This is a genomic window from Halopenitus salinus, assembly GCF_055397165.1.
Genome location: NZ_AP043853.1, coordinates 2,253,863 through 2,280,251 on the forward strand (window position 1 = coordinate 2,253,863; position 26,389 = coordinate 2,280,251).

The following is a 26,389-nucleotide window of genomic DNA, read 5'->3' on the forward strand; positions in this document are numbered from 1 at the left end:
CTCAGAGGGCGCCGACGTCCCGCATCAGGTCGACGGTCGTCTCCAGGTCGGAAAGCTGCGCGAGGTCGATGTCCGGGACGTCGAGCTCGTCGATCGTCGGGAGGTCGCCGACCGGCTCCACGCCCGGGATGAGCGGGTACTCGAACGTCGAGGTCGCGAAGTAGTCCTGCGCCTCCGCCGACAGCAGGTGGCGGACGAAGTTCTCCGCGACGTCCGGAACGTCCGTCCCCTCGACGACCGCGGCGCCGGCGACGTTGAAGACCGCCCCGGCGTCGCCCTCGGTGAACGAGGTCGCGATCGGCGCCTCGGGGTTCCCGTCGAGCACGCGCTGGATGTAGTAGTGGTTCGTGAACGCGGCGTCGATCTCGCCGTCGGCGATCGCCTGACAGGTCACGAACTCGTCGGGATACTCCTGGATGCCCGCATCGAGAACGCCCTGGAGCCACTCGCGGGTCGCCTCCTCGCCCTCGATGATCCGCATGGCGGTGACGAACGCCTGACAGGACCCGTACGAGGGGGCCCAGCCGAGATCGCCGTCGAACTCCTCGGGGTACGCCATGATGTCGTCCGGGAGGCCGTCCTCCGAGACGTCGTTCGTGTTGTAGGGGACCGTTCGCGCTCGGCCGGAGGTTCCGATCCAGTTCTCGGTGTGGAACTCGGAACGGATGAGGTCCGTGAGGTCGCTCGAGAGCGACGCGGCGTACCCCTCGTCGGCGAGCGCGCCGAGCGACCCAGCGTTGACGGAGTAGAAGACGTCGGCCGAGGTACCTTCGCCCTCGGTTGCGATCTGGTTGACGAGGTCGGTCGAGCCGCCGTAGCGGACCGTGAGCGAGAAGTCGTCGTAGAGCTCGTCGATGTAGCTCACGAGCTCCCCGACGAGGAACTCGCCGCGGCCGGAGTAGACCGTGAGCTCGCCCTCGAGGTCGGGCATCTCCTCCATGGAGGTGCCGCCGGGGGCGCCGCGTCCCTCGCGACCCGACCCGATCTGCCCGACGTCGGAGCCGGTGTCGCCGTTGCCGCCGCCGTTTCCGTTGCCGCCGCCGTTGCCATTTCCGCCGTTCCCGTTGCCATTTCCGCCGTTTCCGGTACAGCCCGCGAGCCCCGCGGCCGTGATCGCGCCCGCGGTCGCGAGGAAGGTCCGACGATCGGCGGTCTCGCGCCGGTCGTGAGGTTCTCCTTCCCGTGATTCCGTGTCCTCTCGTTCGCGTGAAGGGTCGGATGACGTCATGTGTTTTAGGTCAACCTAAATCATTAAATAGTCGTCGATTCAGTCGTCCGCCGCAGCAGGGGTCCGGGCCGGCGTCTCGAGCGCGTCGAGACACTCGATCCACTCGAGCATGTGTTCGCCGACGTGGGTGAAGAACGCACCGTTGTTGTACTCCTCGTGGGATCCCTCGGCCAGCTCCCTGCCCATGGCCTCGAAGACGCCGGCGAAGGAGTCGGCGTCGCCGCCGACGTCGTCGACGATCTCGTAGAGGTGTTCGTTGAGCTCGAGGCCGGCGACCTCGTTTTGGAGGTCGTCGAAGGTCGACCGCGGCGCCTTGTTGTGCTCACAGAGCGGGAACCCGTTGTAGATCGTCTTTCCGAGGACGTCGCAGGCGCGTTTCAAGAACACGCCGCTCCAGATGTCATCGAAGCGGCCGACGTCCCACTCGTTGTCGTCCATCGGGAGCTGATAGAAGGCGGGGATGACCTCCCGTTTGAACGCGAGGTTCATCGAACACACGGTCAGGTAGTTGCCCTCCGCGGCCACGAAGTCACCGGTGAAGTCCGACCGGCTCGTGCGGGTCTGTGCTTGCCCCTGCAGGTCGCCATCCATCAGGATTCGGACCGCGTCCAGGTCCGGAACGTTGGTCCAGAGCCCCTGGGAGGCGACGACGTCGTCGACGGTCTCCGTCGACGTCTCGACCGTCTCGTCCATCGCCGCGTAGGGGTACCCGCGCGGGTAGAGCCCGTGTTCGTCCGCGCGCTGGTAGAGTACGTTCACCCACCGCTGGTCCGAGGAGACCGACTCGATCTCGCCCTCGAACGCGAGGTTCTCGAAGTGGCGTCCGAAGAAGTCGTCCTCCGGCTCCGGAAGGGTGTCGTCGTCGATGAAGAACCCGTACTCGAAGCGGTCGTTCGCCCACATGTAGAGGAGCCCGAAGCTCGTCTCGGCGTGGCTCGCCGCCGGAACGAGGTGGCCGTACTCCGATATCCCGTGCTCCTCGTACCACTCCTCGCGACGCGTCCCGTCGAAGACCTCCCCCGAGACGCCCTCGTCGGCGAGCATCGCCGCCATCTCCTCGGTATCACAGAAGTCCTCGGTGACCAGTACCACGTGCAGCCGCGAGAGATCGAAGCCGTGTTCCCGCGCGTTCTCGAAGTACGACCGCATGCACTCGTACTCGCGGATCGTCGGAACCACGACGCAGACGTCCTGACTCATCGTTGTTCCACTCCTTTTAGGGTGACCTAAAAGCCTGTCGGGATCGAGCCAGCGGCAGCAACGCTTTGCCCGTGGGCATGGTAGTTGGTACCATGAACGACACGGAGTTCGTCCACGTGGCCTCGCTCGACGACCTCGCCCGGGAGGGGCGACGCCTCCTCGCTGCCGGCGGGCAGGCGATCGCCGTCTTCTACGAGGGCGGCGAGGTCCACGCGGTCGACAACCGGTGTCCCCACATGGGGTTCCCGCTCGACGAGGGGACGGTCGACGAGGGGATCCTCACGTGTCACTGGCACCACGCCCGGTTCGACCTCTCGTGTGGGGACACCTTCGATCCGTGGGCCGACGACGTGCCGACCTATCCCGTGGCGGTGCGCGACGGCGACGTCTACGTCCGCCCCGAGGAGGAGCGCGAGGACCCGCCCCGGGTACACTGGCGCAAGCGGCTGCGCACCGGCCTCGAGGAGAACCTCCGGCTCGTGATCGCGAAGTCGGTCGTCGGCCTCGACGACGCGGGCGTGGACTACGTCGAGCCGTTCGGTCAAGCCCTCACGTTCGGGACCGAGTTCCGCGAGGCCGGGTGGTCGTCCGGGCTCACGATCCACACGGCGATGGCGAACGTTCTCGACGACCTCGCGGACGATGACCGTCGACGGGCGCTCTATCAGGGGATCGTCGAGGTGGCCGGCGACTGCGCGGGCGAGCCGCCGCGGTTCGACCAGCCGGCCTTCGACACGCGCGACCCCTCGCGCGAGCGATTGAAGTCGTGGTTCAGAGAGACCGTCGAGGTGCGCGATCGCGACGGCGCGGAGCGGTGTCTCCGGACGGCGATCGAGGCGTTCGACGAGGCGACCGTCGCGAACCTCCTCTTCGCCGCGGCGACCGACCACCGCTATCTCGACGGCGGGCACACGCTCGACTTCCTGAACAAGGCGTTCGAGTCGCTCGATCACGTCGGGTGGGATCGCGCGGATCGGGTCCTCCCGAGCCTCGTGTCGAGCCTCACCGATGCCGAGCGCGCCGAGGAGACGGCGGAGTGGCGCCAGCCGGTCGACCTCGCCGCCCTCCTCGACGACGCCTTCGAGGAGCTTCCAGAGCGCGCGTCGGGCGACGGGTGGACCGAACCGGACGACCTCCTCGAGACCCTGCTGGGCGACGATCCCGAGGCGATCGCGGACGCGCTGCTCGATGCGGTCGATGCCGGCGCGACGCCGCGGGACCTCGCGGGCGTCGTGCGGGACGCCGCCGCCACGAGGGTGGTGCGGTTCTCGACGGGGAACGAGTTCGGCGACTGGAACACGGTTCACCACACCTTCACCTACGCGAACGCGGTGTACTTCGCGACGCGTCGCACGGACGCGTGGGAGCTCCACCGCGGCGTCTTCGACGCGGCGATGAACGTCTACCTCGACCGCTTCCTCAACACCCCGCCGGCACCGATGCCCGACGGCGACGCGAGCGTCGACTCCGAGGCGGCCCTCCGGGGGCTCCTCGAGACGTTCGAGACGGAGGGCGAGGTGAACGCGGCCGGCGAACGCGTGGCGGACTTCCTCGCGGCGGGCGGCGATCCGGCCCGTCTCAGGGAGCGGCTGGGACACGCGCTCGTTCGCGAGGACGTCGGATTCCACGTCTTCCAGAACGTCGAGGCGGCGTTCCGCGGCAGCCGGACCGCGGGTGAGCGCTCGGACCGCTACCTGATCGGAACCGCCCGCTACCTCGCCGCACACACCCCGACCCGGCGCGAGCGCGATCAGACGTTCCGCATCGCCGATCGTCTCCACCGCGGCGAGAAGATACACGAGTGAGGGGGGTTCGAAACAGCAGGGGTCCGAATCGCGGGCGGTCGGCGATCGCTACCTCCGTGACGTGACGGGATATTTAACGACCCCGACGAACTGTAGCGTATGCAGACCCACGTCGTCTTCACGCGGAGAGAGAACATCGGACGAAATTCTGTTTAGTACGAACAGAACCACTCGTCAGTATCTTCATAAAAGGTCTGAAGAGTATTCTTATGGAATAGTCCAAGGAAACACAGGGGATACTGCTGTTCGCTTGTGTTGGTGTGTCGTAGGAAGCGATTTGGGTCGCTCAGGCCGCTGTCATTCATAAACGCCTCTCTTTCAAACACGATGTGATAGCCGGCGAAATCCCCAAGATCTCCCGCTTTATTGAAGGCAAAACAAGAGAACCCACCGTGTTGGAAATCAGTTCTCAACCCGCGAAGGAAGGCCAATTTTCTGCTATAGAGAAGTCGGTCTGTCCCCCCTGAAGTCGGGGTGAAGTCACGGCTTGCTAGAGATATTCCATCGGGGGAATGCTGATTGAAGAGTACCCGAATCGTCTCATTGAACGAATAGAGCGATGCGAGGTAATTGTGGAGGAGTCGGAGTGCTTCAAACCCTTCCTCTTCCCGCTCATCATTGTGGCAGATGAATATTGGATTCGTCTCGAGATCCCCGTCAACATACTCATCTATCTCAAAGTAATTCTGATCAAGGGTACGCTTGGCTACGCTCAGACGCGTTCTGTTGCCATCGCTGATCCCTCTATCCGGCCTTACGGCTAGTCCGGCGATCTCCTGTATTTGGAATTCGCACTCAGATGAAGAATCAGAGGACACAGAAACCGCTATTCGTCCGCGTCGTCGTTGAATTTGACAGCACGGAGCGCACGCTGAGCGGTCACTACGTCACCGTCAACCACTGTGGCAACCTTCTCAGCCGTGGGGACGTCACGTTTCTTAGCCATCTCGATCGCAAATATCCGCTGAGAGCTCTTAACTATTGGGCACGGGTTGCGATTAGTGTCGGTTTGTATATCATCTGTTGCTGGAGTTCGGCGTAACTGATTCCGCCACGCTTCAGACTACGAAGGTCGCGGAGCGTACTCTTCTGACAGGCTAATGTCGTCCGGTTTTCGGAGAGCGGCATCCGTATGCAGATCCTGTTGGATTATAGGTGAACCCTCGCTTCATCAGGAGATGCCTTACACTCAAAGACGCGGTCGCGGGCCGGAGTAGTCGGCGGGATTTATGACACTCGGACAGGTTGGATGGACATATCCACTATGTCTAAGGAAACGGGTCGCTCTTCTGAGCGAAGTCAACGGAAGGAACTCCCGATTGAACGGGGGTTCCCGATTGAGCGAGTGAATGAAATCGCACAGAAAGAAGGGCGCGCAAAGCAGTACTACCGGCCTATCTACACGATGCACAAGTGGTGGGCACGGCGTCTCGGCTGTGTCTTTCGGTCTATCTCTCTGTATTCCCTCTTGGATGACTCTGATAAGGTCGAAGTTCACGAGCCGGGCGAGAACGGAACACTCGGGGCTTTCGGTGGGGGCCACAGCGAGGTTGAGAATCTAATTGAAAGCGTCGATATGGCCGACCCGGAGAGTCTGTGGGAACTCTATCCAAAAGATGTGAGGATTGGAGACAAGAAGATTCTCGACCCATTTATGGGCGGTGGCACGTCTCTTGTCGAAGCCTCACGTTTCGGTATTGAAGCGGATGGATACGACCTAAATCCGGTCGCGTGGTTCGTCACGAAGAAGCAACTTGACGCGGGGCAGAGCGACGTTGAGGAACTTGAAGAAGCATTCGAGCAAGTCAAAGAAGACGTAGCCGACGAGATTCTTGACTACTACAAGACCCCGTGTCCGCATGGCGACCACGATGCCGACGTAATGTACAACTTTTGGGTAAAGGAAGTTGATTGCGTCTCTTGTGGCCACGACGTTCCTCTCTTCAACGACTTCCGGTTAGCGGCAGGGCGATATGAACACGATGATGAAGACGTTTGTGTGTGTCCGGATTGCGATAAGGTCGTACACGTTGAGGATTACCGAAGTGATTCAACCTGCGAAAACTGCGGATTTGAATGGATTCCAAGTGAGGGTAACACGAGTCGGGGTGGAAAATACGCCTGTCCTGAATGTGGGCAGAAGTACAATATTGTAGATGCGATTGAGGAACAAGAGGGCTACAATCTCCGATTGTATGGGATAGAATATTACTGCCAGGTCTGCGATGAAGCGGGTGAGTCAAGAGGTACATACAAGGGATACAAAGAGGCCGAACAGGCCGACTTTGACCGGGTTCAACAGGCACAATCGGAGTGGGAAAGGCGTGAAGACCTACGAGAGTACATTCCCGAAGAGGAGATACCTGAAGGGGCGATAACAGCGGCATCCGAAGTTTCCGGAAACGATGTTTTCCAACACAACTACACACATTGGTCGGATATGTACAATGAGAGACAATTGCTCTGCCTCGGAAGTATACTGAGATCTATAAGCACGATTCAGGATTCTAATACCCGAGAATTTCTTCTCCTAACATTTTCTGAAGCGTTGAATTACAACACGTTGATGAATATATACAATCCAAATTATAATAAAAACACGAATATATTTAAGAATAATTCGTTTACCCCGCCTACAGAACCAATCGAAAACAACGTTTGGGGAACGGAATACGGTACAGGAACTTTCACCTCAATGTGGGAAATGGTGAAGAAGGGAGTAGAGTACGCTAATTCACCAACAGAAAGGTACGTAGAAGGCGGAGACACAAAAGAAAGCCCGCCATTCAACAAGCCGATTGGAGAGGACGCAAGCGTTCATCAGGGAGATATGCGATTGATTGAGGCTGAAGATGAATATGATGCCGTCATTACTGACCCACCCTACTACGATAATATCATCTATTCAGAAGTTTCTGACTTCTTCTATGTTTGGCAGAAAATCTTGCTTGAAGACGAATACGAAGGGTTCGACCAAGAAAAAACGCCACGAGCCGAGAGTATAGTTGCCAATCCGTATCTCGGGAAGGGGTCGGAAGAGTTCGAGTCGGAACTTCACGAAGCGTTCTCTGCAATTCACAAAGCACTCAAAGAGGACGGCGTTCTCACGTTTACTTACCACCACAGCAATTCCGAATCGTGGGGTGAATTACTTGAATCGCTTTGCGAAGTTGGTTTCGAGGTAACTGCAACCTATCCCATCTCTGCGGATATGAACAAGTTCATCGGGGGAGAATCAATTGAGTTCGACATTATCATTGTTGCCCGCCCTGCGGGCGACAGACAGCCAATTTCGTGGAACTCGCTCCGCCGGAATATCGTTCGGACGGCCAAGCAAACTCATCAGCGCCTCACCGAAAATCGCGAACTCTCCGAGGGCAACATTGGGGTTATCGAGATGGGACGGGCCTTCCACGAATACTCGAAACATCACGGGGAAGTACAGCGTGGCGGGGAAGTGATGAGCGCCAAAGAGGTTGTGGACGAAATCTATGGTATCATCCAACAGGGGAGTGATATTGGCGAGGTTGATGTATTCCTTGACCTGCTTGAGATAGATGACCCCACGTACAACGACCTGAATATGCTGACGCGAGGAACGAGTGCAAACCCCGATAAGATGAAACAGACGCTTCTCTACCGGATGGCTGCCGGAGAGTTCATCCTCGGAACGTGGGACGACGAAAAGCGGCAGGCGTACATCCAAGAACGGGTGAACGGCGAGGGCGACAATGGATTGACCCCGCTTGACAAAGCCCAATTCCTTCGTCATCGCTACGAGCAAGGCAAGTCGATTCAGAACTACCTCGAAAAGTGGACGGTACCTGACGACCTGCGGGAACTCTGTGGTGAGCTAGCCGATGCAAGCGGTGACGACGTCTATCGACGTATCCTCGGTGGCGATCGGACGATCGGCGATTTCTGAGTCGACCTTCTCCTTCTAAGAGCTCCTTCCTGCCGAGTTCGAACACGTAGAGTTAACACCGTAACACCTGCCGATTCTTACGAAGCCCGTGACGGGAGCAGGCACGCACACGAACGATGTACAATTGAACGGTATGCTACTTGAGGGGATATATAAACGCCCCGACGTAGTATAGCGTATGCAGACCCACATCGTCCCGGTCGGCTTCGACTACGACCGGCTCATCGCCCCGCTCGTGCGGGACCAGCTCGACGTCGACCAGGTGGTGCTGCTCGAGGGCGCGGTCGGCAGCGAGGCCAACGTCGAGTACTCCCGGCGGCTCGCCGAGAAGCTCGAGAAGGACTTCCGGAACCTGCTCGGCGCCGAGACCGAGCGGTTCGTCGTCGAGGACGTCTACGACTACGACGCCGCCTTCGAGCAGGCCTACGGGCTGATCAACGACGAGCTCGACGCCGGCAGCGAGGTGTGGGTCAACGTCTCGGCGATGCCGCGGACCGTCTCGTTCGCCTTCGCCACCGCGGCCCACTCGATCATGGTCGAACGCGAGGGCGATCGCGACCGCATCCACACCTACTACACCGTCCCCGAGAAGTACCTCGAGACGGAGCTGGCGGAGGCGCTCCGGACGCAGTGTGACCTCCTCGAGGACCTGCGCGACGGCGAGGTCGACGGGAGCGACGACCGGCTCGCCGAACACCTCGCCGAGGCCCGCGACCTCCTCGCCGAGTTCGACGAGCGCGGGACGACGATCGGCGCGAAACAGTTCGGCGACGACCACATCATCGAGCTGCCGGTCGCCTCCTTCTCGAACGTCAAACCCTTCGAGGAGCTCATCCTCTTCACCCTCGGCGAACACGGCGTCTTCGAGTCCGTCTCCGAGCTGGCCCAGACGCTCGCGCGCGAGCTCGGCGAGGAGTACACCGACTCGTTCCGCTCGAAGGTCATCTACAACGTCGACCAGCTCGGTCCCGGCGGCAAGGGCTACATCGAACGCGAGGAACACGGCAAGTCCTACCGGACGCGCCTCTCGCGCATCGGCGAGCTGTGGGTCCGATCGCACGCCGACGAGTCCGGTCTTTAGTCGGGCTCTAGCCGTCCGAATCACCGGACCCGCCCGTCCGGAAGGACAGATCGAGCGCCGGCGCGCTGTGGGTCAGCGATCCCATCGAGATCACGTCGACGCCGGTGGCCGCGTACTCGCGGACGTCGTCCGGGGCGATCCCGCCGCTCGCCTCCGTGATCACCTCGTCCCCGATCGCCGCGGTTTCTCCGGCGCTTTCGATGCGATCCACGGCGTCTTCGACCTCCTCGGGTTCCATGTTGTCCAGGAGGACGACGTCCGCGCCGGCCGCGGCCGCCCGCTCGGCCGTGGTCGGATCCTCCGCCTCCACCTCGATCCGCGTCGCGAAGGAGGCCCGCTCCCGGAAGCGCTCGATCGCCGTCTCGAGCCCCATCTCGGCGACGTGGTTGTCCTTCACCATGACCATGTGCGAGAGGTCGAGCCGGTGGGTGTCGCCGCCGCCCGCGACGATCGCCCGTTTCTCCAGTCCGCGCAGTCCCGGCGTCGTCTTTCTCGTCCCGGCGATCCGAACCGACTCCGAGACGGTCCGGGCCGCGTCGACGGCCCGCCTCGTCCGCGTCGCGATCCCGGACGCGTGGCCGGCGACGTTGGCCGCAACGCGCTCGCCGCGCAGGACGTCCGCAGCCGGCCCGATGACCGAGAGCACGGCATCACCCGGTTCGACCGTCGTTCCGTCCGCGACGGCGTCCGTCACCTCGACGTCGAGATATTCGAAGACGGCCGCGACCGCATCGATCCCGGCGGCGACGCCCGGCTCCTTCGCGACGAGCCGCCCGGTCGTCTCGCCCGGCACGTCGTTGGTCACGTCGTGATGCCCGACGTCCTCGCGGAGCCACGCCTCGACCGTCGACCGTTCAATCCGCATCGAGGGGCGCCTCCTCTTTCTCGGTGCCGTTCTCCCCCTCCGCTTCCGTCTCGAGGTGGTGACACCCCCGGGACTCGTCGTTTTCCGCCGCCGCTCTGGCGACGAGCAGCGCCGTCACGCACGCCCCGCGGAGTTCGTAGAGTTCCCGGCTCGTTCGCGTCCGGGTGTAGGCGTCGACCTCGCCCTTCAGCCGGCGGAGGACCGCCTGTGCGCGCGAGATTCCGCCCGGGTCCCGGACGATCCCGAGATGCTCGTCCATGACCCGCCGCAGCCTGGTGAACTTCTCGGCGGCGAACCGCTCGGGCAGGTCCGGATCGCGATCGAGGAGCTCGGGCGCCTCGATCGGCTCGGGCTCGAAGCCTGCGGCCGCCTCGCCCGCGCGTAGCCCCCACACCAACCCCTCGAGCAGGCTCGTCGACGCGAGCCGGTTGGCGCCGTGGACGCCCGTCCGCGCGCACTCGCCGACCGCGAAGAGGCGATCCAGCGACGCCCGCCCCACCGTGTCGACGTCGATCCCGCCACACAGGAAGTGCTCGGCGGGCGCGACCGGGATTCCCGATTCGATCTCGACGCCTCGCTGCGCGCAGGCGTCCGCGAGGTCGGGAAAGCTACCCGTAAAGTCGATCGGCTCCACGTCGAGGACCACCTCGCCGGTTCGATCGCGCTCGGCGGCGACCGCACGCGCCAACACGTCGCGCGGTGCGAGTTCGGCGTCCGGGTGGTAGTCGGGCATGAACCGGTCGCCGTCCGCGTTCCGCAACACCGCACCCTCGCCGCGGACGGCCTCGCTGAGGAGGAAGGTCCCGCCGTCGTCGCGGTCGGTATCGTTGCCGGCTCCACCGTTGGCGTCCCGATCGCCGGCTCCACCGGCGAAGGCGGTCGGGTGGAACTGCACGTACTCCATGTCCGCGACGTCCGCACCGGCGAGGGCGGCCATCGCGATCCCGTCTCCGGTCGCCGTCCGCGGGTTCGTCGAGCGTCGGTAGCAGGCGCCGATCCCGCCGGTCGCGAGGATCGTCGCGCCCGCAAAGCAGGGCGCCCGCTCGTCCCCTCGTTCGAGGATCGCTCCGTGGACGCGCCCCTCGTGGGTACAAAGCTCCAGGGCCGCGGCGTCCTCGAGCAGCGTGACCTCCTCGCGGGACGCGAGGTGTTCGAGGAACGGCACGAGGACGTGTTTTCCCGTCGAGGCGTCGACGTGTCGGATGCGCGCCTCCTCGTGGGCGGCCTCCCGTCCGTAGTCCGAATCGAACTCGACGTCGAGGGTGTCGACGAGGACGTCCCGGACAGCCCCGTCCGCCTCGTTTGCGAGCACTTCGACCGCCTCGGGATCGCTTTCGCCGTCGCCGGCCGCCAGGATGTCGCGCTCGAGCGCCTCGGGATCGCCGCGGGTCACGGCGATCCCGCCCTGTGCCCAGTAGCTCGTCGAATCTCCGGGTCGGCTGGCCTTCGTCGCGAGGGTCACCTCGGCGCCCGCTCGAGCCCCCGCGAGCGCGGCCGCACAGCCCGCGATTCCGCTGCCGATCACGAGCAGGTCGGTGGTTCGGTCGTCCATGTTCAAAGCTCCAGCATCCGTTCGATCGCGAGCCCGGCGAGTTCGGCCTCGCGTTCGGGTACCTCGATCACGTTTCGCGCCTCGCCCGCGACGAGCTCCTCCAGCACCCAGGTCAGGTAGTTCGGATCGACCTGTCGCATCGCGTTGCAGTCCATGCAGGCGTCCCCGCAAAGCGGCACCACGTTCACTTCCGGGTGCCACCGTCCGAGGTGCTCGGCGAGGTGGATCTCCGTGCCGATCGCCCAGGTGTCGCCCGGGTCGGCGTCCGCCACCGTCTCCCGGATCGTCGCCGTCGATCCGACCACGTCCGCGGCCTCGACGACCTCCCGGCGACACTCGGGGTGGACGATGACGTTCGCGTCGTCGAACCGCTCGCGAACGCTCGCCACGTGGTCGGCGGTGAAGCGCTCGTGGACCTGGCAGTACCCGTCCCACAGGATGACGTCCGCCTTCGCCACCGCGGCGGCGTCCTTCGAGTCCGGATCCCAGGGGTCCCATTCGGCGATCGCGTCGGCCATCCCCAGACGATGGGCGGTGTTCTCTCCGAGGTGTTTGTCCGGCAGGAAGAGCACGGTGTCGCCGCGATCCAGCGCGTACTCGAAGGCCTCGTGGGCGTTCGAGGAGGTGCAAACGAGTCCGCCCTGGTCGGCACAGAACGCCTTCAGGTCGGCGTAGCTGTTCATGTAGGTGACCGGAACGATCTCCGAGTCCGGCGCGGCGGCGGTCAGCTCCTCCCAGGCCGTATCGACCTGCAGCGCCTCGGCCATCCCGGCCATGGGACACGACGCCTCCATGCTCGGGAGGATCACGGTCTGGTCGTCGTCGGTGATGACGTCCGCCGACTCGGCCATGAACGTGACCCCACAGAAGACTACGTACTCGGCGTCGGCCGCCGCGGCGCGTTTGCTCAACTCGTAGGAGTCGCCCACGAAGTCGGCGTGTTCGACGATCTCCCGTCGCTGGTAGTTGTGACCGAGGACGACGACGTCGTCGCCGAGTCGTTCGCGTGCGCTCTCGATCCGTTCCGTTCGATCTTCCTCGTCCAACTCTCGATATTGAACGGGTAACTGTTCTAGATTATCGTATTTGAAGAGGCTGAGGTCGGTGTCTATCCCGACGGATTGTAACTCTGGCATCGTCTGGACTCTATATCCTATCCACTCCTGTATACGCCATATTGATAATATTTTCTCTTCAATAACACTCATCTTCCGATCGTGGTCGTCGATCCGGCATGTTGGATCGACTTCGCTCGTTTCGCCCGATTCGGCCGCGTCTGGTCGTCGTTTCGCTCGTGCGACGTGTCGATCGGTGAAGCCAGCGGAAGTTGAGACTACGAGCGGAAGTCGAGACTACAAACGGAAATTGAGACTACAACGAGTCTAGCGGCCCCTAATGCGCGAATTTGACCGGTTCGATCAGCGAAAACCTCCTCAGATCCCCCCTCAAACGGCCGATCTCGTCACACTGCAAATTCCGCCCGCTCCGACGGTCACGAGCCGGACTCTGGCTTCTCGACCTCGGGGTCGTTCCCGGACAGCAGCCCCGTGGCCATCAGCCGTCGAACGATCGCGACCAGCCCGTTGTTGAATCCGCGGCCGAAGACCCCCTGCTCGTGTTCACGGCCGTCTCCCCCAGTTTCGGTGAACGAGCTTACCAGGATCGCCTCGCGGTCGGCCAGCAACAGCCGGCTGATCTCGGTATCGTCACCTGGAAGCGGTGACCGGCTCAACCAGTCCAACCCCGAGACGAACACTTCGACATCCGGAAGGACGTCTCGAACCGCGGTCCGGAGATCCTCGTCAACCGTCCCGATAATGACGTTCACGCCCCGTTCCTGGGCCGACCGCAACTGTTCGACCAATCGGTCGGTCAAAATACTTCCGTGGCCGATCACGAGGATCAACTCCTCCGTCGCACCCTCGATCAACTGTCGTGTCCGACTGGTAATGCCCTGGTCGCCCGAGATGGCCCACACCTCGTGGGTGGCCTCCGTCGACTCTCCATCATCGGTCGGCTCGAGATCGCTCAGGGTGCTTCGAAGGGACTCGGTGCGCTCGACGTACTCCGACTGGAGGGTATTGACGGCCTCGTCGATGGAGACCGCTCGAAACACCTGTGGGTTTGAATGTTGAGTCTCCACCAGTCCTTTCGATTCCAACACGCGAATCGCGTCATAGACCCGCGTTCGGGGCACCTCGGATGTCTCGCTGATGTCCCTGGCCGTCCCGCGGTGTCTGCGTGTGAGCGCCACGAACGACTTGGCCTCGTACTCTTTGAGCCCGAGTTCCTGGAGCAATTCGATCGCTTGTTCTTGGTTTGTAACATCATCCATTGGTCCCAACCTCGGCTGCAATCGTCCCGTTCGTTCCCTGGGTGTTTAGTACGTCGTACCGAGATTCTCCCGTGTAATTCGAATGATCACACGATAGCGGCCTAATCGAGCTTTTCGAGACCAGCGAAAACGGTACAATACACCCATTTACTCACTTAATCACAATACATCTATGTGGGGGTAGCACGGACAGTAGGTCGGCGTGTAGTCGCAGATCTGGTCCCAACCTCTCTGTCGCTACACGCCAGAAATCACCACACCTGGTGATTTTCACGGGATTGGTGAGGATCTAATGTCCGGCGACCCATCAGACCACGCACGGTCCACAGCTATCAAGCAACTGAAGGCCCTCGGGCTCAGTGCCTACGCCGCCCGGACGTTCGTTGCACTCGTCAGTCTCGGCCAAGGAACCGCCCGAGATGTGAGTGAACTCGCCGATGTCCCCCGGACACGCGTCTACGACGCAGCTGACGAACTTCGTGACCGCGGCCTCGTCGACGTGAAGCGATCGAACCCCAAACGATTCTGGGCGATTTCGACGGAGACGGCTGGCCGGCACTTTGAACAGGAATACGACCGCCGCGTGACGGCCCTCACGGACGCCCTCGATGGGCTCGAAACCACGAACCGGTCCAGTCAACAACGGGGCGTCTGGACGGTGACCGGCCGCGAAACCGTGGCCGAGCGCGTGGTTGATCTCATTTCGGCGGCTGACGACGAAGTCGTCTATATGACCGCCGAGGAGCTCCTCACGGAGGAGATCGTCGAAAGTTTAGCTCGTGCAAGCGACGATGGCGTGTCGATCCGCCTCGCGGAGATGTCGGACGGTACTGAGGACCGCCTCGAACGAACCGTCCCCGGCGCACGACCCTTCGAGTCGCTTTGGGACTGGTCGGACACGCCCGCCGGCCGACTTTTGATGGTCGATCGAGAGAGGACGCTCGTGAGCGTCCTCGTCGACGGTAACGGTGAGCATCCGCCGGAACCACGCGATGAGACTGCGATCTGGGGTGCGGGCCGGACGAACAGCCTGGTGGTCGTCCTGAAAGCGTTGTTCACCTGGCAACTCGACGACGACCACGACTCGCACGACGAGTAATCACCCGCATACTCAACACGAACCGATCGAGATCCGGATCGAATCGAGCGAGTCCGCGATCAGGGGGAAGGCGATGCGTCCTCTCGGTGATCGTCGATGGCCTCAAGCAGGGAGAGGACGTCTTGGAACTCCCGGCTTCGACGCACGGTTCCCTGGTTGGCGTCGTACTCGATCACGTTCGCGTCCTGTAATATCGGCAGGTGAACGTGGTGAAGTTCGAGATCCCGACGTTCTACGGAGCCGCTTTCTTCTGGTTGCTGTGAATCCGTCCCTTCCGGATGTCGTATGAGCTGGTCGACGGTCGTCGCGCCTGGAGCGTCACCCACCCGGCGGAGGATCTGTCGTCGCTGCTGTTTGATCAGCAGCCGTAGTGCCGTCTCGGTCGAGATTCGTTGTTCTGAGTTGCTCATTTGTAGTCCCACCATGTCCAGTCGGGACATCGGTTCGCGCGAACATGGAATAGCCACTTCACGGATCTCTCGGAAACCCGTATCGTTAACCCGGATCCTCAACGGTACGGACGGCCGAGGCGTGACTGTACGAAGCAAGGAGGAGAGGTTCTCAAAGCCATCTGCATTGATACAGTCGGTCTGGATACGGAATTCCACATTTGATATCGCTCTATGTGATTTATCCGGACGCACACGCTCGCCGTATTCGCGCCGCTTTGCCGGATCCGTGTAAATACGGCCGTCGATCCCGGGGGTTTCACGCCGATCTCGGGGACTCTCCGCTCGCCTTCGAGAGCGATAGCGAATCCTTCGACGCCGTCGTGAGACCACGCTCCGGCTCTGCCGCGTGGGTATCACTCTCCGGCTCCCCCGTGACCGTGATTCGATCGGTGCCGCGGTGTGGATTGGCCACGATCGGATTCCCACGAGAAACGCACGAGCGTCATCCGTTCGAACCGTGGTTCTTCGTTCGAGTCGTCGCGAACAGGATACACCTCGTTCGCATCATCCGCCAAAGCCCCGTTCGAGTCATCCGCGAAAAGAACAGTCGCGCGCGATCGCCGATCGTCGTGTTCGACTCAGGCCGGAAGCGTGTCGATCCCGTTCACCTCGATGAACCCGAACGAACACTCGGGACACCGCCACTTCCGCTTCTCGCCGAGGTGTAGCGTCATCGCCGCGGTTCTGTAGAACGTCTGCGCCTCCTCACAACGCGGGCAGTCGACGGATTTCTCCAGCGCCATGATCGCGGATTTACGGGGAATCATGTTGAAGATGTTGTTTCGGCGGGGACGTCTGTCTCCCAAGCCCGACCCGACCGTCGTCGATCGAGGGAAAGCGGCGTCTCCTCACGTCGATGGGCAGTCTATAAATCAGATAACGCAATATACAATGTGCTGGTCCAGCGATTGAGGCCGGTTCATCGTTCGCGACCGCAAACGGGCGAGCCGTCGGTCCCTGCCTTGCGAATCTATAAAGGTCCGGTACCTTTGTTGACACCTGCATGGCTGACGAGGAGATCGACGACGTGGACGGAGCGATTCTGTACGCATTACAAGAGGACGCTCGAAACATGTCGTCCGGGGACATCGCGGAGCGAACCGACACCTCGGACAGCACTGTCCGCAAGCGCATCCAGCGCCTCGAGTCCGAGGGCGTGATCAAGGGATACAGCGCCAGCGTCGATTATCAGACGGCGGGCTACCCGCTTCGGATGTTGCTCTACTGTACCGCCTCGATATCCGAACGGGGCGACCTCATCCCCGAAATCCTGGCGATCGACGGCGTCGTATCGGTTCAAGAACTGGTCACCGGCGAACAGAACCTCCTCGTGACGGTCATCGGCGAGTCGGATAGCGACATCACGCCCGTCGCGCAGGAACTCCTCGACATGGGACTGACGGTCGCCGACGAGGTGCTGGTTCGGAGCCACGAGACGACCCCCTTCGGCAAGTTCGACCCCGAAAACGACGAGTAGCCGGCGACGTATCCGGGACCCGCCCGGTCACACACCGAACGGTACGTATCGGATCGACCGGATCAGTCGTCCGAGCTGCCTCGAGAGGGGCGAAACGACCCGTCTACCGGAAGCGCCGTTCCCGTGGTTCCAGTTCGATCCCGGGGCCCAGTTCGATTTCGTGGTCCTGCTCGCTTCCGTGACCTCGTCCGATCTCGAAACCCGCGATCGTCGTCGTTCGCGGCGTCCTCCACGTGGTCTCGATCCGCCATGCGATCGCGTCGAACCGGCCGTGTACGACCGATGGCGACCGCTTCTCCTTCCTCTCTGGTCACGTCATCCCTTTTCTAAACATAACGTTCTATAATACACTTTCTAAAGAACGTTTTGGTAATATAGGTGGATTTAATAACCAGTATGTTCGTAGTGGTGATGAAGACGGAAAACGACTCCCGAGTTTTCCTCGGTTGTCGTGACGGATCACGGACGTGCCGAACGATGTCAGGACACGACTCAACCACGACGGTCGGAGCACTTCCGGACGCGACGGCGAAGTCGCCGTTCGCGTCCGTCGCACTCACGTGGCTCGCGTGGTCCCTCTTGCTCGCGAGCATCGCCACGCTCGGCGTCCGAATCCGGACCGGGGCCACGTGGGAGATCCCCGGCCTGGTCGTCGTCGACGGACTGACCGCGCTGATGTGGGTGGTCGTCACCTTCTTCAGCGGCATCGTTCACAGCTACTCGCGCCGCTACATGGCGGGAAGCGCCCACGAAACGACCTTCTTCGCCACGGTGTTCGGTTTCACCGTGGTCGTGATGGGGTTGGTCGCGGCCGATCACATCGCCCTGTTCGGGCTCCTGTGGCTGACGATGGGCGTGCTGATGGCGAAGCTCGTCGGCATCGTCAGCGGTTGGGACCAGGCGCGGGCGGCCGGGACGGTCGCACGCAAGTACTTTTTCGCCAGCAGCGCGCTCCTCGGGATCGCGTTGACCGCGCTGTGGTGGGCGACCGGAGCGACGACCGTCTCCGGGATCGCTGCGGCCGACGGCGCGCTCGGCGGTCCGGCGTGGCTCGTCGCCGCCGTCGCGCTCGTGCTCGCGGCGATGATTCAATCCGCTCTCGTCCCGTTTCACGGCTGGCTGCTCTCCTCGATGACGGCACCGACGCCGGCGTCGGCGCTGATGCATGCGGGATTCGTCAACGCTGGAGGCATCCTGCTCACTCGCTTCGCGCCGGTCATCACCGTCGATCACGCGCTCATGCTCGCGGTCGTCGCCGTCGGTGGGGCGAGCGCCATCGGCGGGAAGCTGTTGAAGTCGGTCCAAACTGACGTCAAGAGCAAGCTCGGCTGTTCGACGGTCGGCCAGATGGGGTTCATGATCATGCAGGCCGGACTCGGCTTCTTCGGGGCCGCCATCACCCACCTCATCCTGCACGGCTTCTACAAGGCCTACCAGTTCCTCGGCGCGGGCGGACAGATCGAACACGCCGCCCCGAGCGGGACGACGAAGCACACGGTCGGGCACGTGACGAGCGTCGTCGGAATCGTCGTGGCGCTTTTGACCGGCCTCGGCGGCGGCGTCCTGTTCGCGGCATTGACGGGGAAGGGAGCGAACGCGGACAGCGGGCTCCTGTTGATATTCTTCGTGGTCTTCACCACGCTCCATGCGGCCCGCGGCGCGGTCCAGCACACCACGCTTTCCGTGACGGCCCGCTACGTTGCGGTTCCGTTGGTCTTCTTTCCCGCCATCGCCGTCTACGGCGTGGTCTATGAGGGCGTCTCGGGGCTTTTGGCCGTCGACACGGCAACCACCGAACTGACCCTGATACACGGCGTCATCGCCGCCGTCTTCGTCGGGATCTACCTCGGCATCGAGACCGGCATCCACGAACACAGCCGGCGTCTCTACGTGGCTCTGTTGAACGCCAGCCAACCGTCATCGGATACGGTGTTGACCTCCACGGAGGACTACAATGAGCACTGAATCCACCATTTCCGACGCCATCGACGAAGCGGCAGCCACCGTCGGATCCCTCTGGCCCATCCACTCGTTCGTGACGGCGAACCCCCTCTCGGGATTCGAACATCGGCCGTTCGACGAGGCGGTCGTACGGGCGGCCGACCTCCGGGGTGGCCGTGGCTACCCCGACCCCGAGACGTTCCGGGAGGCGCTGAAACGCGGCCGGATTGACCCCGAAACCCTCGAATCGGAGCTCCACGAGGCCGGTTACGACGACGATCCCGAGGTGCTTCTCGACCGCATGTCCGATGCGGCCAACGCCGAGGGGGATGATTCGGACACCGTCGAGGACCACGTCGACCGCGCGTTGACGAAGTGGCTGTCGGCCTTCCTCGAGGAGGGCAGCGCCCACTGGTCGATGCCGAACCGCGATTCGGGATTCTACGTTGCCTTCCGTGAGGTGGCCGAATACGACGGAGAGATCCCCGACGAAGGCGTCCTCGCCGACCTGCCCGCGACGCCGACGGAGGCCATCGGGACGGTGCTCGAGCCGCACCCGGAGGACCGGTGGGCGTCGATCTTCGAGGAGCAACTGGCCGCCCTTCCGGGCTGGACCGGGTTCATCAAACAGCGGGTCGACGACGAGGGATCCTGGCAGTCGACGTACCCGATCTCGTTGGAGGGCTACCTGGCGGTGCGGCTGGCACTGCTGGATGCCGTCGGCGCCGACATCGAGCCGTCGAACGACGCCGTCGACGTGACCCCGGCCGACGAACTCGCCGGGGCGTTCCTGCGCGCGTGGGAGGCGACGTATCGCGACACCCTCGTCGAAACCGTCGCCGCGGAGAGCCGATCGCTGGACGACGGCGATACGTCGGATCGGCCGGACGCCCAACTGGTCTTCTGTATCGACACCCGCTCGGAGGTCATCCGGCGTCACGTCGAGGCGACCGGCAACTACGAGACCCACGGATACGCCGGCTTCTTCGGCATTCCGATGGAGTACCACGGATACGACGCCGACGTGTCGGTCGATGCGTGCCCGCCCATCCTCGAGCCACAACACCACATCACCGACGTTCCGATCGACGACGACACGCAGGGGAGATACGACCGCTGGTCGGGTATCCGCGGGGCCGCGGACGAAGTCATCGAGACGCTACAGGCCAACGCCACCACGGCCTATGGCTACGTCGAGAGCGCCGGGAGCGGGTACGGCCTCGCGCTCGCGGCCCGCACGCTCGTCCCCGAGCGCGTTCGCGACCTGTTCGACGTCGCCGACGGGTTGGCGCCCGACGACCACGAGTTCTGTGACCCGCTCGTCCACCATCCGAACACGTACGCCGGCGAGTTGCCGGTGGGACTGACCACCGAGGAGAAGGTCGAGTACGCCGCCACCGCGTTCGATTTGATGGGCTGGACCGAGTTCGGCCGGCTCGTCGTCTTCACCGGCCACGCCAGCGAGACGACCAACAACCCCTACGATTCGAGTCTCGACTGCGGTGCCTGTGCCGGCAGCCCCGGGGGACCGAACGCCCGCGTACTCGCGGCCATCTGCAACGATCCCGAGGTCAAGACGGCGCTCCGGGAACGCGGTTTCGACGTCCCCGAGGACACCGTCTTCCTCGCCGGCGAGCACAACACGACGACCGACGAGATCGAGCTGTACGACCGCGACGTGCCCGAGAGTCACGCGGACGACCTCGAGCGGTTGCGTGAGGACCTCGACGCCGCTCGCGCGAACGCGGCCGCAGAGCGCGTCGAGTCGATGGGCGGCGACGGATCCTCTGGCGTCCGCGAGACGGAGCGTCGCGCCGCCGACTGGGCCGAGACCCGTCCCGAGTGGGGGCTGGCCGGCAACGCCGGCTTCGTCGTCGGCCCCCGCGAACTCACGAGCGATCTCGACCTCGACGGTCGCGCGTTCCTCCACTCGTACGACTGGTCGACCGATCCCGACGGCGAGGCGCTGGAAGCGATATTCGCCGGGCCGGTGGTCGTCACCCAGTGGATAAACGCCCAGTACTACTTCTCGACCGTCGACAACGCCGCGTACGGCAGCGGGTCGAAGGTGACCCACAATCCCGTCGGCAACATCGGCGTCTATCAGGGCAACGGCGGCGACCTGATGACCGGCCTCCCGCAGCAGTCCGTGATGTCCGCCTCCGACGAACCGTACCACCAGCCGCTTCGCCTCTCGACGGTCGTCCACGCCCCCGTCGAACGCGTCAACGACGTCCTCGCCGACCAGGAGACCGTGGCGAAGCTACTGGACAACGGTTGGCTCTCCCTCACGGTCGTCGACCCGACGCGGGATCACCGCGCGTTCCATTACGAGGGCGCTCTGGAGTGGACGCCGTCGTTCGAACGGCACGAGACGAACGGACGAGAGCCGATCGCTCCTGCTGCGGTCGCGGACGACTGACCTGAACGATCGCGGATGGGAAGTGGGCGACCGCGGATGGGTGTCGGATCGAAACACGATCGCTCGATCCGCGGCCGATGGCTACATGGTCCCGCCCGGTCTCACCCCGGTATGGACGCCTTCGTCACGAGCATCGACGTCCGATTTCGCGACATCGACGCGATGGGGCACGTCAACAACGCGGTCTATGCGACGTATCTCGAACAGGCTCGAACCGACTACTTTCGTCGGGTTCTCGAGGAGGACATCGCGAAGACGTCGACGGTGATCGCCACGCTCTCCATCGACTACCGCGATCCGATCCTCCTCGAGGACGAGTCGGCGACGGTCGAGGTGACGGTTCCGGATGTCGGCACCTCCAGCATCCCGATGGAGTACACCGTCCGCACGGACCGCGGCGTCGCGGCCGAGGCCGAATCCGTGCAGGTGCTTTACGACACGGAGGCGGAGACCTCCGTACCGATCCCGGACGACTGGCGCTCCACGATCCGCGAGTATCACGACGAGTAGGTCGATTGGGAGAGCCGTCCCGATCGCACCGCCGGCAATTGCGATGTGCGGCCGTCAACGATCACGGTCATCCGGCCGTCAACGATCACGGTCATCCGGCCGTCAACGATCACGGTCATCCGGCCGCCAACCTTGATACGCTCGCGGGCCAAGGCCCGCCATGGCGATCACCCTGTACGCGCTCGAGGGCTGTCCGTGGTGTGAGGCGGTCCGGGAGGCGCTCGATGCGGCCGAGGTGGAATACGGGATCGAGTGGGTCGACCCGCTGCACTCCGATCGCGACGAGGTCAAACGCGTCAGCGGCCAGCGTGCGGTGCCCGTGCTCGTCGACGAGGAGCGCGGCGTGACCATGGCAGAGAGCGCGAACATCGAGACCTACGTGGAGCGGACGCTCGCATGAGCATCTACACGGGCCGCGGCGACGCCGGCGAGACCGACCTTCGGACGATGGAGCGGGTCTCGAAGACCGACCCCCGGATCGAGGCCTACGGCACCGTCGACGAGGCGAACGCCCTGATCGGGACCGTCCGGCCGACCGGACACGACGACGTCGACGACCTGCTCGCGGACGTCCAAAACCAGCTGCACGTCGTCCAGGCCGACCTCGCGAATCCGGATCCCGATCCGGACGATCCCCGGATCGACGATGACCACGTCGACGCGCTGGAGACCGCGATCGACGAGTTCGACGAGGAGCTGGAGCCGCTCCGGTCGTTCGTCCTCCCCGGCGGCGGGGACTCGGGGGCGGCCCTCCATCACGCCCGGGCGGTCGTCCGCCGGGCGGAGCGTCGGGCCGTCCAACTCGCGCGTGCGGAGTCGATCAACGAGACGGTCGTGGCGTATCTGAACCGGCTTTCGGACGCGCTTTTCACCCTCGCTCGCGTGGTCAACGCCCGCGAGGGCGAACGCGAGGAGTCACCGACGTACTGAGCGGCGATCCGCCGACGTACTGAGCGGCGATCCCGGCGAGGGGGACATGAGAGGACCACATTCTGTCGTCCCCACAAGGACTATATCCGTCGGCCGCCAACGAGCAGGTATGAGCAAGCACTTCGAGGACGCTCGATACTACCTGGGACGTGCGGCGGAACACGCGACTGCGGGCATCAAGGAGGAACTGGAGCCGATCGAGGCGCGGGTTCGAGACCTCGTCGGCAAGGAAGAGGAGCCGGAGCCCTCGCGGATCGACGCGATCAGGGATGACCTTCGCGAGCTGGAGGAGCGGGCCGAAGGCGAGGCGCGCGAGGCCGTCGTCTCGGCTCGCGAGAAGCTCGCGGACTATCGCGGCACCGACGCCGACGAGGAGTAACCGGCGTCGCCGCCGGTCGCGACAAGGTAATCCTTAAGTCGGAACGTCGGGTAGCGATCGGTGCGGGTTGGTGGTCTAGCCCGGTTATGACGGCTCCTTCACACGGAGCAGGCCGGCGGTTCGAATCCGCCCCAACCCATACGCAGTCCGTACGGTCCGTAACAGTCCGGTTTTCTCGTGTTTCAACGTCCTGCGAGCCATTTTGCAGGTTTCGAGGGAACGTATAATCCCCCGTGATTTCGTTGGAACCGTGCGGACTGCGTACGGACCCCGCCTCCGTCTGGGACTCGTAATGTACAAACCCGGCGAGAGTAATAAGCTTAGGGGAGGTTTGAACGAGTTCCTTAGGGTGTGCTAAAATCGTTCCTAGGGAGTCTATTTCGGTGGGTCTGTCGTGTGTTATCTGATCAGATGCGTGCTTACTGCCTGTCGAGGGTTCTACCAGCTCAAGGAGAGGCTGATAGTCGTGCGAGATACTTGGGTGCGAATCAGCCACATGAATGTGCGGGAACGCTTGTCGTCCGGATTAGTAGATACAGAGGAGCACGCTATCGCCCCAGTCACCAATCTACTTGGATTTTGACAATAGAGACGCCTACATACCGAGGCTGGACAACACGATACGCGGGCGCGAACATCCATTGCTCTAACTGTCAATTATTGGGTTTTATGTGAACACCGAATGTTCTCAGTGGTAACATCGCATTTCCGGCACACATGGCCTCGTGTACATATTCATTTGACTCGCAGGACTGGCAGAAGGAGCGCGGGGTAGATATTATTGATCACTGGACGTGGGACTGTCCCCACGAGCAATACGGAGAGAACACTGAGCGATGTATATTCCACATGTCGAGCCATGCTCGAGATGCTGCAGGGATTGGTGAGGGGGAGTTTCGGGAACGGTTTATCGAGGACATCCTCCGGGGAGAGGAAAATGAATTACATGGAGCGACTCTTGACGATTTACCGCTGGATTTTCTTTCACTTCGGAACACAGCAGACCGGCCGATCAACTTGCGGGCGAACACATTTCAACAACTGTCATTTACGAATGCTCAGGTACGAAGCGCCATACTGCTAGACTACAGTACGTTTACTGATTTTGATGTCTCCCACGCCGTGTTTGACCACGCATTAGGCCTCCAACGCGTCGTAATTGACGGCACGTTTTCGGCAGTGATGGCGGATTTAGACAGAATATACGGAGAAGGACTGACAGCTGCCGAAATCGACCTTGCAGAGGCCGAGATCGACCGTGCCGGGTTCCACGAAGCACATATCGATGTCTTCCGCTGCCCCAACGCCAATCTCTCCGTAATTCTGACTGAGGCGACATTTTACGAGGAATTTACTGTTGATAATGCGATGTTTGAGACTGTAGTTGATGGGCAAGAGACTACGTTCGAGTGTTCTTGTACCATCAGTGAGGCTGAGTTCACGGACAAGCTCCGTCTGGAAGAGTCAACGTTTGACGACGGTCTCGAAATCGAAGGCTCGACACTCCAAGGCGTAGGGCTAGCGTATGCAGATGTGGCCGGCGATCTGCGGATTTCAGACTGTACAATAGACACACTGGTCCTAGATGCCGCAACCATCGACGAGGAACTGTGGGTTCAAGCAATGTTCGGGGAAACGCTCCGGGCTTCTAAGATAACCTGCGAGAAGGCATGGTTTAGCGATGTCACAACGGACAAAGTGGATATCTTTGATATCGATGTCGATCAACTCGTCATCTCAGCTGATCACGTGGACGAACTCCATATCAAGTCCTCCGATCTCCCGTCACTCCACATTAGCGATGGCGAATATGACTCAATCGGGGTAACTGATTCCGTCATTAGAGATTTCGCCATCATCGGCTGTGAGATTCATTCGCTGAACCTCGTTGAGGTTACAATCAACGGCGATCATCAACAGAACGAAATCGGGGATGCGAGGTTTAGAAACACCGATGTACACGATATTAGCTGGCGAGGATGTCCCGTAGACAGGAACGCCGAAATCAGGTTTATTGGTGGATCTCTTGAGGAAGGCGATCTTCACCAACCAGACAGCGGCTGTTTCCGATTTGCTTTCTACCAAACCACCGTTGGAAATATTCAATTCCACAATATCAACGGCGACGATCTACAGCAGGCACATTTTGTTGCACCCGACTTCGATAATTTCCCGTTCGACGACTACACAGCCGAACTCGCCCCTACCTGGCGATTGAATGTTACCCCAGAGTTTGAAGACGCTGACTTTGATCCCGGCCAACTGGAAGCCTACCAGACGTACCAATCAGCCCGTGCCAGTGCGGGAGCTTCCAACCAAGAAGATGCCCGCGCCGGGTTTTACAAACGTGAAATGCAGTATCGAGGCGATATTCTTCGAGACAGGTGGAGTGAGGACCGGCACTGGGACTCCCTGTTCAAATGGCTCGAGTTGCGGTTACTGGACTGGATTTGCGGCTATGGCGAGGATCCTGGTCGCCCGGTTCTGATTGCGATTGGAACGATCAGCATATTTGCCGTGATATACACATGGATGCTCTGCGGCACTGGGACAACAGCTGACAACTTCCTCACCGGAATTACGCTAAGCTTTCAAGCATTTGCGACACTGGTATTCGGTCCGAGTGAAACGTTTTATGGATTGCCCGGTCGATTCCTGACAAGTCTTGAGGGCGTTATTGCCACGCTTCTGATCCCCTTCCTCGTGTTCTCTCTCACGAAGTCAATCGACTAGGTTTTAGAAATGAGGTCGCCAGTTGTGGTGAAGTTTGGTGCTGCTCCATCAATTCATCAAAGCACAAAATATCAGAGAACGAGAGCCAAACCCGCATGTTACCGATGAAGAGATTCGGGAGATTACTGAAGACACCGGTCTAAAAACGAATAGTGTCGTTGCTAGTGTTGGAAGATCTAAAAAGAGTCTAAAAGATGTTTCCCTTTTTGATGATGGTATCACCAAGTATTCTGACCTACCTATGACAAAATACCGGGACCCCGAGGCCAATATCCACAAGCTTCGGGATAGTGGCCGATTCGATTTCGGGATAAATGCGTCAGATAACGAGCCAGAAGATCATAGTGTTACTGTTGACGAAGACCAGGACGATAACCGAAATTCTGAAGATTAACTAGTTCGCATATCCGCTCTATCTGAATACCATCTGTCCGATATCATCTAATAACCGTTTA

At 61.7% G+C, this 26,389-nt stretch carries 22 protein-coding genes and 1 tRNA gene; 14 read left to right on the top strand and 9 right to left on the bottom strand.

Annotated elements, in window-relative coordinates; translation table 11 throughout:
* Position 1 precedes the first annotated feature (1 nt).
* Together ACZ5YD_RS13105 and ACZ5YD_RS13110 are read right to left on the bottom strand one after the other, a co-directional pair.
* A complete protein-coding gene (locus tag ACZ5YD_RS13105) occupies positions 2-1,228 on the bottom strand; it encodes an extracellular solute-binding protein (RefSeq protein ID WP_379743893.1) in 1,227 nt (408 codons plus the stop codon).
* A 39-nt stretch (positions 1,229-1,267) separates the two neighbouring features.
* Positions 1,268-2,428 (bottom strand): alpha-1 4-glucan-protein synthase, encoded by a 1,161-nt coding sequence (locus ACZ5YD_RS13110; RefSeq protein ID WP_379743891.1) that lies wholly within the window; start codon positions 2,426-2,428, stop codon positions 1,268-1,270.
* A gap of 92 nt (positions 2,429-2,520) precedes the next feature.
* On the opposite strand from ACZ5YD_RS13110, the gene ACZ5YD_RS13115 reads away from it, so the two are divergent.
* Positions 2,521-4,233, top strand: a complete 1,713-nt coding sequence (locus tag ACZ5YD_RS13115; protein WP_379743889.1) for a Rieske 2Fe-2S domain-containing protein — start codon at positions 2,521-2,523, stop codon at positions 4,231-4,233.
* A 152-nt stretch (positions 4,234-4,385) separates the two neighbouring features.
* On the opposite strand, the gene ACZ5YD_RS13120 is transcribed toward ACZ5YD_RS13115, so the two are convergent.
* Entirely contained in the window at positions 4,386-5,051 is a 666-nt protein-coding gene (locus ACZ5YD_RS13120; RefSeq protein ID WP_379743887.1) for a hypothetical protein, read from the bottom strand.
* 446 nt (positions 5,052-5,497) lie between these two features.
* On the opposite strand from ACZ5YD_RS13120, the gene ACZ5YD_RS13125 reads away from it, so the two are divergent.
* Positions 5,498-8,158, top strand: coding sequence for a DUF1156 domain-containing protein (locus tag ACZ5YD_RS13125; protein WP_379743885.1), 2,661 nt, complete (start codon positions 5,498-5,500; stop codon positions 8,156-8,158).
* 178 nt (positions 8,159-8,336) lie between these two features.
* The gene (locus ACZ5YD_RS13130) at positions 8,337-9,239 is read left to right on the top strand and encodes an HFX_2341 family transcriptional regulator (protein WP_379743883.1); all 903 of its coding nucleotides are present in this window, start codon (positions 8,337-8,339) and stop codon (positions 9,237-9,239) included.
* A 7-nt stretch (positions 9,240-9,246) separates the two neighbouring features.
* On the opposite strand, the gene nadC is transcribed toward ACZ5YD_RS13130, so the two are convergent.
* From nadC to ACZ5YD_RS13150, 4 genes are all read right to left on the bottom strand, one after another.
* Entirely contained in the window at positions 9,247-10,104 is an 858-nt protein-coding gene (nadC, locus tag ACZ5YD_RS13135) for a carboxylating nicotinate-nucleotide diphosphorylase (RefSeq protein ID WP_379743881.1), read from the bottom strand.
* Complete coding sequence (locus ACZ5YD_RS13140; RefSeq protein ID WP_379743879.1) at positions 10,094-11,656, bottom strand: L-aspartate oxidase; 1,563 nt, start codon at positions 11,654-11,656, stop codon at positions 10,094-10,096. Before ACZ5YD_RS13140 ends, nadC begins: the two co-directional genes overlap by 11 nt.
* 2 nt (positions 11,657-11,658) lie before the next feature.
* Positions 11,659-12,792, bottom strand: coding sequence for a quinolinate synthase NadA (gene nadA, locus ACZ5YD_RS13145; protein WP_379743877.1), 1,134 nt, complete (start codon positions 12,790-12,792; stop codon positions 11,659-11,661).
* 356 nt (positions 12,793-13,148) lie between these two features.
* Entirely contained in the window at positions 13,149-13,991 is an 843-nt protein-coding gene (locus tag ACZ5YD_RS13150) for a TrmB family transcriptional regulator (RefSeq protein WP_379743875.1), read from the bottom strand.
* Between the two features lie 292 nt (positions 13,992-14,283).
* Between ACZ5YD_RS13150 and ACZ5YD_RS13155 the strand changes: the two genes are divergently transcribed.
* Positions 14,284-15,090 (top strand): TrmB family transcriptional regulator, encoded by an 807-nt coding sequence (locus tag ACZ5YD_RS13155; protein ID WP_379743873.1) that lies wholly within the window; start codon positions 14,284-14,286, stop codon positions 15,088-15,090.
* 59 nt (positions 15,091-15,149) lie between these two features.
* Here the strand turns inward: ACZ5YD_RS13155 and ACZ5YD_RS13160 are convergent, their stop codons facing one another.
* Both ACZ5YD_RS13160 and ACZ5YD_RS13165 read right to left on the bottom strand, forming a co-directional pair.
* Positions 15,150-15,500 carry a DUF7344 domain-containing protein gene (locus ACZ5YD_RS13160; protein WP_379743871.1) on the bottom strand — a complete coding sequence of 117 codons (351 nt, stop codon included), beginning with the start codon at positions 15,498-15,500 and terminating at the stop codon, positions 15,150-15,152.
* A gap of 620 nt (positions 15,501-16,120) precedes the next feature.
* Positions 16,121-16,285, bottom strand: a complete 165-nt coding sequence (locus tag ACZ5YD_RS13165; protein WP_379743869.1) for a DUF7838 family putative zinc beta-ribbon protein — start codon at positions 16,283-16,285, stop codon at positions 16,121-16,123.
* A 260-nt stretch (positions 16,286-16,545) separates the two neighbouring features.
* On the opposite strand from ACZ5YD_RS13165, the gene ACZ5YD_RS13170 reads away from it, so the two are divergent.
* The 10 genes from ACZ5YD_RS13170 (at position 16,546) to ACZ5YD_RS13215 (ending at position 26,328) form a co-directional block, all read left to right on the top strand.
* Complete coding sequence (locus ACZ5YD_RS13170; RefSeq protein WP_379743867.1) at positions 16,546-17,019, top strand: Lrp/AsnC family transcriptional regulator; 474 nt, start codon at positions 16,546-16,548, stop codon at positions 17,017-17,019.
* A 477-nt stretch (positions 17,020-17,496) separates the two neighbouring features.
* Positions 17,497-18,984: a proton-conducting transporter transmembrane domain-containing protein gene (locus ACZ5YD_RS13175; RefSeq protein WP_379743865.1), complete on the top strand. Its 1,488-nt coding sequence runs from the start codon at positions 17,497-17,499 to the stop codon at positions 18,982-18,984.
* Positions 18,974-21,382, top strand: a complete 2,409-nt coding sequence (locus ACZ5YD_RS13180) for a DUF2309 domain-containing protein (RefSeq protein ID WP_379743863.1) — start codon at positions 18,974-18,976, stop codon at positions 21,380-21,382. Before ACZ5YD_RS13175 ends, ACZ5YD_RS13180 begins: the two co-directional genes overlap by 11 nt.
* A gap of 111 nt (positions 21,383-21,493) precedes the next feature.
* Positions 21,494-21,892 (top strand): acyl-CoA thioesterase, encoded by a 399-nt coding sequence (locus ACZ5YD_RS13185; protein WP_379743861.1) that lies wholly within the window; start codon positions 21,494-21,496, stop codon positions 21,890-21,892.
* Between the two features lie 160 nt (positions 21,893-22,052).
* Positions 22,053-22,292, top strand: a complete 240-nt coding sequence (locus ACZ5YD_RS13190; protein WP_379743859.1) for a glutaredoxin family protein — start codon at positions 22,053-22,055, stop codon at positions 22,290-22,292.
* Complete coding sequence (locus ACZ5YD_RS13195) at positions 22,289-22,822, top strand: cob(I)yrinic acid a,c-diamide adenosyltransferase (RefSeq protein ID WP_379743857.1); 534 nt, start codon at positions 22,289-22,291, stop codon at positions 22,820-22,822. Before ACZ5YD_RS13190 ends, ACZ5YD_RS13195 begins: the two co-directional genes overlap by 4 nt.
* Positions 22,823-22,931: 109 nt before the next feature.
* Positions 22,932-23,201, top strand: coding sequence for a DUF7553 family protein (locus ACZ5YD_RS13200; RefSeq protein WP_379743855.1), 270 nt, complete (start codon positions 22,932-22,934; stop codon positions 23,199-23,201).
* 64 nt (positions 23,202-23,265) lie between these two features.
* Positions 23,266-23,340, top strand: a tRNA-Val gene (locus tag ACZ5YD_RS13205).
* Positions 23,341-23,918: 578 nt separating this feature from the next.
* On the top strand, positions 23,919-25,934 hold the full coding sequence (locus ACZ5YD_RS13210) for a hypothetical protein (protein ID WP_379743853.1): 2,016 nt from the start codon (positions 23,919-23,921) through the stop codon (positions 25,932-25,934).
* A 34-nt stretch (positions 25,935-25,968) separates the two neighbouring features.
* Positions 25,969-26,328, top strand: a complete 360-nt coding sequence (locus ACZ5YD_RS13215) for a hypothetical protein (protein WP_379743851.1) — start codon at positions 25,969-25,971, stop codon at positions 26,326-26,328.
* The last annotated feature ends 61 nt before the right edge of the window (positions 26,329-26,389 follow it).